The sequence below is a fragment of the Sutcliffiella sp. NC1 genome (assembly GCF_027594365.1).
Lineage (GTDB): Bacteria > Bacillota > Bacilli > Bacillales > Bacillaceae_I > Sutcliffiella > Sutcliffiella cohnii.
The window spans coordinates 4,842,140-4,853,929 of sequence record NZ_CP115153.1; the positions used below are offsets into that span (position 1 = coordinate 4,842,140).

An 11,790-nucleotide genomic window follows, 5' to 3' on the forward strand; every position below is an offset into this window, starting at 1 on the left:
ATTTATAATTTTGCTACATATCCTAAATGTGCATCTCGCAGTGAAGAATAATGGTCCGAAACGACGAGTTGCAACTCGCAATGGGAACAGGTTATTTCCTCGTCCACTATTAAATTTATTTTCTCAGTAATGCCGTGACAACGACAACAAAAAACGTTCATCGGTTTAGGACCGATTCCGACAGAAATCATTTCTTCTTCTGAATAGCCAATAGACCAAGCCATTTTTTCTATTTCCCTTTTTAACTTCCAAGGTGCTGCAATGTATAAAAAGGTCCCCATTTTTTGTGATGAAAGGAGGTTTTGTAAGGTTGAAGAATCCAATGGAACAATCTCAAACGGCAACTCTTTCTTTTTAACCTCATATATTATTGGTTGCAATACTTCTAAACTAGCTTCATCCCCACAGAAAATATATTTCCTTTTCCCATTAATTAATGAAACCGTCATTAATCTTCCCTACTTTCTAGCTGTTCTTTTAAATATTGCAGAACAGGTTCTCTGTAGGAGGTAATTCCTTTATAGTCAACAATATGCGGCGGTAGCTCCTGCATTATTTCATTAAATTGCTGTAACCACTCTTTTTTCATCACAAATTGATAGAGTGGCATAATATGAGAATGAATCGTAAAAAGAATTCCACCCGTTCTCGGTAACCTAAAAAGCTTCTGTACTTCTACACGCAAATGTACAAATTCGCCGACATTATCTTTCGTTACCTTTTTTCGTCCTTTTCCCCAGTCGGCAAACGTTTCTAACGACGTATCTAACCGATCTCCAGCCATAAGCCCCCAGTTTTTCCTCCCCCAAGGAGAACCAGCTTCAAGCTGCATTAAAAAGGTCAATATTCGATCATCCAATGGCGCAAAGCCTGGAATTGGTTTATGAATTGTTTTAAAATCCATCCCTACATTAAATGTTAGCGACCAATTTGAAGGGAAACATAACTGACCTGCATCTAAATATAAATCACCATCACGTTCCATCATAAGTAACAAGTCTTCCTGAACATGTCTCCCGATAAAATCTAACGGTTCGACTGATAAAGAAGAACAATCGCCAAATGTGAAGGTTACTGTTTCATCTAGTAACACGTTACGAAATGTCCATTGCTCCCCAGCCTTATCGATAGAAAATTTAGTAGGAAAGTAGGTTACAAGATGGTCTATAACTAAATCCACTACTTCCCATTGCGCACGCATTGTGTGAGGTAACGATTGAAAGCAACGTTCATGATGCTCGGTTAATAATTCTCGTTTTAAGAAAACCTCTTTCTCATATGTATTCGTTATATCCACACTACAAGGTTGGTTTAACAAAACTGAGTTATTAGAATAACGATAAGTATCGTCTTTAAATGGATATGGAAAATGAGCTAAATGGTCTAAAGATTTCATCGTCTCACCCTTTATGTAAAAATTTATCATTTTATATGTATATTAAAATTCTTCTATATATCTCCTAATTAAAGTATTATAGCACTAAATAGGTATTTTTTATTATAAACGAAGGAGTTTCTAATATGTTACAGTGTCGCGAAGAGGTTTTATTTTTAACAAAGCAACTAGTTAATGTTGAAAGTATCGTTAATACAGAAGGCGAAAAAGTGATGGCTGAAGCTGTGTATACGATCGTTTCGTCTATGCCCTACTTTAAAGGAAACCCGCATCTTGTTAGAAAACAGCAAACAGTTGACGATGAACGAGAACGCTATAATGTAATTGCGCTCGTAAAAGGCACTAAATCACCAAGCAATAAAACAGTAGTACTAATGGGACATATGGATACAGTAGGAACGGATGATTTCAACCACTTAAAAGAAAAAGCATGTGACCCTCTAGAATTAATGCAAGCACTCCAGGAAGAAAAATTACCAACTTCCGTTGAATCTCATCTACAGTCCGGTGAGTATTTGTTCGGAAGAGGTGTACTTGATATGAAAAGTGGTGTTGCTAGCCATCTCTATCTTTTAAACTACTATTCAAACCACCCAGAAGAACTAAGCGGTAATTTAGTAGTCGTCATTGAATGTGATGAAGAAGACAGTTCACACGGCATACTATCTGCTTTAAAAGAGTTACAATTATTACGAGACGAGCACAAGTTAGATTATGTTGCTGCCATTAATGCTGATTTTGTTTCCCCTCGTTATGAAGGAGACAATAACCGTTATATTTATAAAGGCACTGTCGGTAAATTACTACCTTCCTTTTACATTACAGGTGCAGAAACGCATGTTGGATCTTGCTTTGAAGGGTTAGATCCTAACTATATTGCTGCTAGCTTAACTAAACAAATTAATTACAACACGGAACTCTGTAATGAAGCGTTTGGGGAAACGACTGTACCACCTGTTTCATTAAAGCAGACGGATTTAAAGCCAACATACACCGTTCAAACTGCCCTATCTGCTTACGTATATTATAATTTCTTCGTACATTCCTGGTCTCCTAAAGATGTACTAGAAAAATTAAGAACACAAGCTGAAATTGCGTTCGATTCTGCACTAAATGAGTTTAAACAAAACTATTTATCCTATAGCAAAGCTAGCAATCAGCCTTATGTAGATGTTCCGTGGAAGCCTAGAGTCTTGCTATATGATGAAATGGAAAGATTATTGATCGATACTCACGGTGACTCCTATGTAACTCATATGCTCGCATATAAAGAAGAATTACTATTAGACCAAGAACTAGATACGCGAATGTTTGCTGCAAAAGTAGTAGAAGAGGCGTGGAAATGGATGCCCGATAAGAGCCCTGCCATTATTTTATTCTATTCATCGCTCTATTCACCACGTATCGAAGTAACCGGTAAAAACGAAAAGGAAGTAAACTTGCTGCATGCGTTAGATGCTGCAGTTGAAAAGTATCAACCGCAATATCAACACCCTATCGTAACACGCAATTTCTTCCCCTATATTTCAGACATGAGCTTCGTTGCTTTAAGTGATGATGAAGAAGAATTAAAGTCTGTTGCTGATAATAACCCTGGATGGGGAACGAAGCATTACGTTAATTATGAAGATATAAGAGCGATTAACGTACCCGTTATCAATATCGGTCCTTACGGCTTTGATGCTCATAAACAGTACGAACGGATGGAGTTAAGCTATTCTTTAGAAATCGTACCTAATTTAACAAATGAAGTTATTCAACGATTACTAGTTTAGAAGATAAGAAAAAGAGAAGTACCTCTACTTCTCTTTTTTGCATTTCATTATCTTTTCCCTGAATCAAACGGTTCTCCAACTGCCTTTGGAGCTTGTGATGACTTAGAGAAAATAATTAATGCAACTAGCGTTACTACATATGGGAATATCTTCAACAACACCGGCGGAATAACCGCTAATGCTGGAACAACTTGTGACACGTTCGCAACAGTAGTTGCAAATCCGAAGAAGAAAGTTGCTGCTAGTATTCCTAGTGGCTTCCATTGACCAAAGATTAGCGCTGCTAAAGCTAGGAAACCTAAACCTGCTACTGTTCCAGTAAACTCACCAGCATAAGTTACGACAATTACCGCTCCTCCTAGAGCAGAAAAAGCACCTGAGATCATAACACCATAATAACGCATTCTTTTTACATTAATACCAGCAGCTTCTGCCGCATGTGGATGCTCTCCACAAGCTCTTAAACGTAAGCCGAACGGTGTTTTATATAAGATAAACGTACTAATGATTAGTATCGCAAGAACTAACCAAGTAGTTGGATATGTCCTTGTAAAGAATAGATCCCCAATAATTGGGATGTCTGACAAATAAGGAACATTAGTTGATTTAAAAGCGTTTATACTAATTTTTCCGCTTCCTGTCATGTTTCTTGCAAGGAACACCGTAATAGCTCCAGCAATCATGTTTATTGCAGTACCACTAATAATCTGATTAGCACTTAAGTTAATACTTGCAAAAGCATGTAACAAAGAGAACAAGACACCAGCAACCATAGCAACTACTATTCCAACCCAAATAGCAGTTGTACTACCAGGAAACGATGATTGAATTGTATAGATAACAAGTGCTCCAGTAAAAGCACCAATGACCATCAAACCTTCTAAACCGATATTAACAATACCACTTCGTTCACTAAATAAAGCCCCTAAAGCTGTTATTAAAAGAGGAATAGTAAAGATTATAGCATACGGAGCAATTTGTTGAATTAAAGACCACATACTATTGCCCCTCCTTTTCATCTACAATTGTTTTCTTCTCTTTTCTCTTTTTCAATACTTTCGTTACTAGTCTTTCAATTAATATACTTGTAGCTGCAAAGTAAATAATAATAGCGATAATAGAATCCGCTATTTCTGGTGGGATATCCGTCATAGCGTTCATAAAGCCACGGCCAGAATATAACAATCCAAAGAAGATTGCGGCTAATAAAACACCAAACGCAGAGTTAGCACCTAAAAGCGCAACTGCAATTCCGTCAAAGCCTTGAGTTGGCATAACACCAATTTGCATACTAGTTGTGTTACCTGCATAAAAGGCAACCCCACCAAGACCAGCTAATCCACCTGAGATAGCCATAGCTAGAATAATACCTTTGTTCACTTTTATTCCGGCATATTCTGCACCATCACGGTTATAACCAACTGCTTTTAATTCGTAACCTAAAGTTGTTTTATTGATAATAAATGCCACTACGATTACGGCAATTACAGCTAAAAACAGTCCTAAGTTAATGTAGGAACCATCAAACGCTTCCGTTAAAAATGGGACACGTAATGAAGCATTATCAGAAATCTTCCTTGATTCCGTTTCTAAAAACTCGCCTTTAAAATATCCTGGCACTGCATAGTAAATAGTCCAGTAAGCAATCCAGTTCATCATAATCGTGGAAACAACTTCATGCACATTAAACTTTGCTTTTAATAAACCTGGGAAAAACGCCCATAAAGCGCCACCTAAAAATCCTACTACAATCATCAAGGATAACAATACAGGCTTAGCAAGATCATCAAAAGTTAAACCTACCGCAAGTGCACAAAACCCTCCAAATAGCATTTGTCCCGCCGCACCAATGTTAAACAAACCAGTGCGGAAAGCAAATGCGACAGATAGTCCAGTAAAAATTAACGGAGTAGCTGTTGCTAAAGTGTTACCGATACGGGATATACTTTTTAAACCGCCTTCAAATAAATATTGATACCCTGCAATTGGGCTATTTCCTGTGAAAGCCATTAAAATTGCTCCAGCGATCAATCCAAAGAGAACAGCTATTAACGAAACTATGACGTTTCTCATTCGTCTTCCCCCTTATTCACGCCAGCCATCATTAAGCCAATTTCATTTTCATCCGTTTCTTTCGCATTAACGATTCCAATTAAATTTCCGTTATTTACAACAGCAATGCGGTCCGAAACATTTAATACTTCATCTAGTTCTAAAGAAACTAATAGTACAGCTTTTCCTTTGTCTCGCTGTTCTACTAGACGTTTATGAATATATTCGATTGACCCTACATCTAATCCACGTGTCGGTTGCACAGCGATGAGAAGTGTTGGGTCCATTTCAATTTCGCGTCCTATAATTGCTTTTTGCTGATTTCCTCCCGACATGGAACGTGTAACAGAAATAGGTCCTTGTCCAGATCGAACATCAAAGTTTTTTATAATATTTTCAGCATGTTTTCTCATCGCAGAAAAGTTTAAAATACCTCGTTTAGAATATGGAGCTTTATCATAAACTTCTACAATCATATTTTCTTCAACCGTATAGTCAAGAATAAGTCCGTGCTTGTGACGGTCCTCTGGAATATGTGCAATTCCTTTTTCAATTCTCTTTTTAACAGGGAGGTTTGTAATATCTTCACCTTCATAAATAATAGAACCAGATTCTACTTTTGCTAAACCAGTTATACTTTGCACAAGTTCAGATTGTCCGTTTCCATCTACACCTGCAATACCAAGGATTTCCCCTCTTTTAACTTCAAGGGATACATTGTTTAGGCCGATAACGTCTTTATCTTTATTTACTGTTACGTTATTAAGTGTAAGAACTACTTCACCAACCTTTGCTTCTTCCTTTTCAACTTGGAAATTAACTTCACGCCCAACCATCATTTCTGCCATTTTGGAAGTACTAGTCTCCGCAACATTCACTGTACCGATTGTTTTCCCTCTTCGTATAACAGTACATCGGTCCGCCATTGCCTTGATTTCCTTCAGCTTGTGAGTGATGATGATAATGGACTTCCCTTCAGCGATTAAGTTTTTTAGTATTTTACCTAAATCTTCAATTTCTTGTGGTGTTAAAACGGCCGTAGGTTCGTCTAATATAAGAACATCCGCAGCACGATAAAGCATTTTTAATATTTCAACTCTCTGCTGCATTCCAACTGATATATTCTCGATTTTTGCATATGGATCTACATTTAAGCCATACTGATTTGAAAGCTCTTGAATCTTTTTGCTTGCTTCACTTAACTCTAATTTATAAAATTGATGGGGTTCTGCTCCAAGTACAATGTTTTCCGTTACTGTAAAATTACTAACTAATTTAAAATGTTGGTGCACCATTCCGATGCCTAATTTATTCGCAACGTTCGGATTCGAAATTTTTGTTTCTTTCCCATTCACTTTAATAACGCCACGGTCTGGTTGATACATACCAAAAAGTATCGACATTAATGTAGATTTTCCAGCACCGTTTTCTCCTAACAAAGCATGAATTTCACCTTTTTTAAGTTGCAGCGTAATATTATCGTTGGCTACGATACCAGGAAACTCTTTGCGAATATTGAGCATCTCTACTACATATTCCATTTTTCGCAACTCTCCCTCTTAACAAATTCACTGTTATTAGTAACTCACACGCATTGAAGATGTTGGATGTGAGATGTCAGACAATATAAAATACATTTTTTCATTTGAAAATTACTTCATCTGTTTAGTTAAAAAAAAGGCGGGAAATACCCCGCCTCTTTTTTAGTTGTTACTTAATTAAGTCGCCTTGTTCTCCAGAAACTTTAATTTCACCTGATTTAATCAGTTCAAACATTTCAGCCACTTTGCTAATAGTTGCTTCACTTAAGTTAGGGTTTTCATCTGGTAACCCAATACCATCATTTGTAGCGTCAAACATTAGAGTTTCTCCACCTGGGAATTCTCCATCTTTCTCTGCCATGATCATGTCGTACGCCGCTTGATCAATTTTCTTCACTGCAGAAGTTAAAATTACAGATTTTTCACCTTCATAAATTCCGTCAGCATATTGGTCAACGTCAACACCAACCATCCAAACGTCCTCGCCGTTTTGAACGCGGTTTTTCGCTTCGTTAATTGCACCAACACCAACGCCACCAGCAGCAGCGAAGATTACGTCCACTCCGTTGTCATACATTTGAGCAGCGATTTGTCCACCAGCTGCAACGTCATCAAACGTTCCTTGGTAAACAACGTTTTCAGGTTTAATAGAGAAGTTCGTACCTAAGTTCTCGTTAGCATATGCAACACCTTGTTGGAAGCCCCAGTTAAATTTTTGTACTGGAGGAATTTCCATACCACCAATGAAACCTGCTTCACCTTCTTGAAGCTCTACAGCTGTAGCAATACCTGCAAGGAAACCTGCTTCATGTTCTGCAAAGAAGATAGAAACTGTGTTTTCTCCTACTACAGAATTGAAATCTCCATTATGCGGATATCCATCAATTAAAACGAATTTTGCATCTTCATATTGTGCTTGAGCAGCAAAAATTGCTGTTTCAAATTTAAATCCAGGTGTTACGATAAATTTAAATTCTGCATCGTAAAGGTTACCGATTTCTGTCATATAGTCAGCTTCTGTTGTTCCGTTAGGCTTTAAATATCTGTGAGTTAAACCTAATTCTTCACTTGCTTTTACTACACCTTCCCAAGAACCTTGGTTGAATGATTTATCATCAATTGTACCAGCATCTGTTACCATTCCGACTTTAAAATCTGAGCTACCTTCTCCGCTTCCACCTGTGTTACTAGTACCACAAGCTGCTAAGAAGATCATCATTACAGCAATTATTGAAACTAATAATCCTTTTTTCATTGTAGGACCCCCATAAAATTTTTTAATAAAGGCTTTCTATACAATAATATATTCCTATTTTACGAGATTTTCAACAAATCTTTACGTAATATTAGTGAAAAACTAAAAAAATGTCTGATATTTGTCGAATATTGTAAAGTGAAAACGTTTGAAATCTTAATGAAATGTTTGCACAATAACATTTTATTCGTATTACCCATCAATTCCATTAACATAAAGTACCAAAAAATCATTCCTTTGTGACTATACCAATTCTCCTAAATATCTTAACGAATAAAAAAGCTATCTACTAAACTAGTAAAAAAAGTAGATAGCTTTAATTTAATAATTCGTAACTAAATCGATTCCCAAATAAAACTCCCCCTGAATGTTCAGAGAGAGTTTATTTCATTAATAGTTCTTTTAATTGGTCTCTATTTTGTAATAAGTCTTCCAGTGTGTATTGTTCTAACACTTTAAAATAGGCTTGTAGTGCTTCGTATAATACACCTTTTAACCGACAAGCAGGGCTAATTTTACACATATTACTTTCAGAATTAAAACATTCTACTAAATGAATAGGCTTTTCTGTTTCACGTACAATTGCTCCTATATTTATTTCCGATGGATGCTTAGCTAGTTTAATGCCTCCATTTCTTCCTCTTACTGTATCAATAATTCCAAGTTTCCCAAGCTCATGAACTACTTTACCAAGATGATTGTTTGAAATATGATAAAATGCCGAAATATCTTTAATGTTTGATCGTTTATCTTGCGGCTGTATTCCTAAATAAATGAGTACACGCAAGGCGTAATCTGTATAAGTTGTCAGTTGCACATTGCTCACCCTATTTCTTCGTAACATAGTTTATATCTTTATTTTAATGTATTACGCTGGAAATAGAAAATAAAGAGATTTTTTGTTAAATGTGAACATTTCGTTAAAGATGTATTTAAAATATTGCTTTTAGCCTGTGATGAACTTAACATTAAAGATGTATTTAAAATATATATTTAAACTTCCGAAAAGGGGTAGTGTAAAATGACAACTGCAACTAACCAATTAGATCAAAAAACTATTGATATCGTTAAGTCAACTGTTCCAGTATTAGCAGAGCACGGAGAAGCAATTACGAAACGTTTTTATGAAATGATGTTTACAAATCACCCAGAACTTTTAAATGTATTTAACCACGCAAACCAAAAACAAGGGAAACAACCACGTGCTTTAGCTAATACGGTGTATGCAGCTGCACAATATATTGATAATTTGGAAGCAATAATACCAGTAGTAAAACAAATTGCCCATAAACATAGAAGTCTTCAAATAAAAGCAGAGCAATACCCAATCGTTGGGAAACATTTACTACTTGCAATTAAAGATGTTTTAGGAGAAGCAGCAACAGACGAGATCATCGATGCATGGGGCAAGGCTTACGGTGTCATCGCGGATGTATTCATTCAAGTGGAACGTGAAATGTACGAAGAAGCTGCAGCAAAAGCTGGTGGTTGGGACGGCTTTAGAGAATTTAAAGTAATGAAAAAAGTAAGAGAAAGCGATGTTATTACATCTTTCTATTTACAACCGAAAGATGGCGGCCCAATTTCTACGTTTGTTCCTGGCCAATATATTAGTGTTCGTTTAAACATAGAAGGAGAAACATATACTCATATTCGTCAATATAGTTTATCGGATGCACCTGGACATGATTATTACCGTATTAGCGTTAAACGCGAAAGCGATAAAGGATCTATTCCAGATGGTACTGTTTCTAATTTCTTACATGAGCAAGTAAACGAAGGGGATGTGTTACACATTACCGCTCCAGCTGGTGACTTCGTGTTAGATGTAGATTCAACACGTCCTGTTGTGCTTATTAGTGGTGGTGTAGGGTTAACTCCTTTAATGAGTATGTTAAATACGATTGTAAATCAAACACCTGAAAGAAAAGTAACATTTATTCATGCAGCTATTAATAGTGCTACACATGCAATGGATCAACATGTAAAAGAATTAGCCCAACAACATGAAAACGTAGAATATTACGTTTGTTATGAAAATCCAACGGAACAAGATCGTTTAGAGAAAGTATTCGACAAAGAAGGATATATTGATCTACCTTGGTTACAATCCATTATTAAAGACAGCAATAGTGAGTTTTACTTCTGTGGTCCAGTACCGTTTATGAAAGCTATAAACAAAGCACTGAAAGAGTGGAACGTACGTGAAGAAGATATTCATTTTGAATTTTTTGGTCCAGCTGATCAACTAAACGCATAACGATTAAAAGTCCTAAAGCTTACTAGCTTTTGGACTTTTTCTTTTTTTCTATATAGTACAGCCTTGCTTCTTTAAGAAAACGTATATTTTAATAGTCATACTCAGCCTTTCTATGTCTACTGTTTAAAATTAATTAATATTATAATATTTTACTCATACACAATATTGTTTCTTCTATAGTAGAACGGTGTATAATAGTAGGCATGACGATTTTATTCTTTATAGATTATTCATATTTGAAAATTTAGTTGCAGTACTGGAGTGAACAACATTGGCAACGAAAAAAGCATTACCAATATTATTTGCTATTATGTTTTTAGTGATGGTAGGATTCGGAATTATTATACCAGTTATGCCATTTTACGCGGAAGAACTAGGGGCTTCTCCTACACAACTCGGTTTACTAATGGCTGTATATTCATTTATGCAATTGTTATTTGCCCCTATGTGGGGAAGAATTTCAGATAAAATTGGACGTAAGCCTGTCATCATGATAGGAATTTTAGGGCTAGCCCTATCCTTTTTCTTAATGGCTTGGGCGACTGAACTATGGATGCTTTTTGCCGCTAGAATTATCGGGGGGTTATTGTCATCTGCAAATATGCCAACTGTTATGGCATATGTAGCTGATATTACATCTGAGGAAGACCGTGGAAAAGGGATGGGAATCATCGGCGCCTCCGTCGGTTTAGGGTTTATTTTCGGTCCAGCAATTGGTGGTATCTTCTCTGAGGCGAGTTTACATATTCCGTTTTATCTTGCTGGTGGCTCGTCCCTTATTACCTTTTTCTTCGTTATGTTTGTATTAAAAGAATCATTAACAGCTGAACAGAAGGCAAAAGGTCAATCAACGAAAAGAGCTCCTCTACTACAGGCTTTTAAAGGATCCGTATCGATATTGTTTCTTTTACAGCTATTCGTCTCTTTATCTCTTGCAGGATTAGAAGCTACTTTTGCTTATTTTGCATATGAAAAAGCAAACTTAGGGGCTGTTCAACTTGGCTATATTTTTATGATTATGGGCTTAGCAGGAGCCATCGTTCAAGGGGGACTCGTTGGAAGATTAACAAAAAAGCACGGAGAAGGATTTGTTATTCAACTAGGTATTGCTATTTCTGCACTAGGTTTTTTACTCATTTTATTTATTGATAGTTTTACAACAGCAGCCATTTTCTTAACTGTCTTTGGGATAGGGAACGGCTTTATCCGTCCTAGTGTTTCTTCTTTATTAACGAAAAAAGTAAAAACTGGACACGGTAGCACAACTGGACTTTTATCCTCTTTTGATTCATTAGGCCGTATTATCGGACCTCCATTAGGTGGGATATTGTTCACCTTCTCTATCGGCTTGCCGTATATAGCTGGAATTATATTATCAGCGCTAGCATTTATCTTATATAGAATTTATATTGTACAAGCTAGTAAAGCAGGTATTCACGCAAACAGTTAATAGTTCCGACTTAAGTTTAATTCGCAAAAAGACGACTTCCTAAAATGGTAGTCGTCTTTTT

General features: G+C 36.4%; 10 protein-coding genes. 3 read left to right on the forward strand and 7 right to left on the reverse strand.

What is annotated here, in order from left to right; genetic code table 11:
- Positions 1-2 precede the first annotated feature (2 nt).
- Positions 3-449 carry a dimethylamine monooxygenase subunit DmmA family protein gene (locus O1A01_RS24855; RefSeq protein WP_066413458.1) on the reverse strand — a complete coding sequence of 149 codons (447 nt, stop codon included), beginning with the start codon at positions 447-449 and terminating at the stop codon, positions 3-5.
- On the reverse strand, positions 449-1,396 hold the full coding sequence (locus O1A01_RS24860; protein ID WP_066413460.1) for a heme-dependent oxidative N-demethylase family protein: 948 nt from the start codon (positions 1,394-1,396) through the stop codon (positions 449-451). Before O1A01_RS24860 ends, O1A01_RS24855 begins: the two co-directional genes overlap by 1 nt.
- Before the next feature lie 125 nt (positions 1,397-1,521).
- Here O1A01_RS24860 and O1A01_RS24865 point away from each other — a divergent pair, with 125 nt between their 5' ends.
- Positions 1,522-3,171, forward strand: a complete 1,650-nt coding sequence (locus tag O1A01_RS24865; protein ID WP_270065301.1) for a M20/M25/M40 family metallo-hydrolase — start codon at positions 1,522-1,524, stop codon at positions 3,169-3,171.
- A 47-nt stretch (positions 3,172-3,218) separates the two neighbouring features.
- Here O1A01_RS24865 and O1A01_RS24870 read toward each other — a convergent pair whose 3' ends face one another.
- The 5 genes from O1A01_RS24870 to O1A01_RS24890 all read right to left on the reverse strand — a co-directional run bounded on the left by O1A01_RS24870 (position 3,219) and on the right by O1A01_RS24890 (position 8,836).
- Positions 3,219-4,169 (reverse strand): ABC transporter permease, encoded by a 951-nt coding sequence (locus tag O1A01_RS24870; protein WP_270065302.1) that lies wholly within the window; start codon positions 4,167-4,169, stop codon positions 3,219-3,221.
- A gap of 1 nt (position 4,170) precedes the next feature.
- On the reverse strand, positions 4,171-5,244 hold the full coding sequence (locus O1A01_RS24875) for an ABC transporter permease (RefSeq protein ID WP_066413468.1): 1,074 nt from the start codon (positions 5,242-5,244) through the stop codon (positions 4,171-4,173).
- Entirely contained in the window at positions 5,241-6,764 is a 1,524-nt protein-coding gene (locus O1A01_RS24880) for an ABC transporter ATP-binding protein (RefSeq protein WP_270065303.1), read from the reverse strand. Before O1A01_RS24880 ends, O1A01_RS24875 begins: the two co-directional genes overlap by 4 nt.
- A gap of 169 nt (positions 6,765-6,933) precedes the next feature.
- Positions 6,934-8,019 carry a BMP family lipoprotein gene (locus O1A01_RS24885; RefSeq protein WP_270065304.1) on the reverse strand — a complete coding sequence of 362 codons (1,086 nt, stop codon included), beginning with the start codon at positions 8,017-8,019 and terminating at the stop codon, positions 6,934-6,936.
- A gap of 382 nt (positions 8,020-8,401) precedes the next feature.
- Complete coding sequence (locus tag O1A01_RS24890; RefSeq protein ID WP_270065305.1) at positions 8,402-8,836, reverse strand: Rrf2 family transcriptional regulator; 435 nt, start codon at positions 8,834-8,836, stop codon at positions 8,402-8,404.
- Positions 8,837-9,040: 204 nt separating this feature from the next.
- Here O1A01_RS24890 and hmpA point away from each other — a divergent pair, with 204 nt between their 5' ends.
- Both hmpA and O1A01_RS24900 read left to right on the forward strand, forming a co-directional pair.
- Complete coding sequence (hmpA, locus tag O1A01_RS24895) at positions 9,041-10,279, forward strand: NO-inducible flavohemoprotein (protein ID WP_270065306.1); 1,239 nt, start codon at positions 9,041-9,043, stop codon at positions 10,277-10,279.
- A 271-nt stretch (positions 10,280-10,550) separates the two neighbouring features.
- A complete protein-coding gene (locus O1A01_RS24900) occupies positions 10,551-11,729 on the forward strand; it encodes an MFS transporter (RefSeq protein WP_270065307.1) in 1,179 nt (392 codons plus the stop codon).
- The last annotated feature ends 61 nt before the right edge of the window (positions 11,730-11,790 follow it).

Bases quoted from the DNA above. Each gene is read 5' to 3' on its own strand.
- O1A01_RS24855 (WP_066413458.1), bottom strand. From the start codon at position 449: ATGACGGTTTCATTAATTAATGGGAAAAGGAAATATATTTTCTGTGGG.
- O1A01_RS24860 (WP_066413460.1), bottom strand. From the start codon at position 1,396: ATGAAATCTTTAGACCATTTAGCTCATTTTCCATATCCATTTAAAGAC.
- O1A01_RS24865 (WP_270065301.1), top strand. From the start codon at position 1,522: ATGTTACAGTGTCGCGAAGAGGTTTTATTTTTAACAAAGCAACTAGTT.
- O1A01_RS24870 (WP_270065302.1), bottom strand. From the start codon at position 4,169: ATGTGGTCTTTAATTCAACAAATTGCTCCGTATGCTATAATCTTTACT.
- O1A01_RS24875 (WP_066413468.1), bottom strand. From the start codon at position 5,244: ATGAGAAACGTCATAGTTTCGTTAATAGCTGTTCTCTTTGGATTGATC.
- O1A01_RS24880 (WP_270065303.1), bottom strand. From the start codon at position 6,764: ATGGAATATGTAGTAGAGATGCTCAATATTCGCAAAGAGTTTCCTGGT.
- O1A01_RS24885 (WP_270065304.1), bottom strand. From the start codon at position 8,019: ATGAAAAAAGGATTATTAGTTTCAATAATTGCTGTAATGATGATCTTC.
- hmpA (WP_270065306.1), top strand. From the start codon at position 9,041: ATGACAACTGCAACTAACCAATTAGATCAAAAAACTATTGATATCGTT.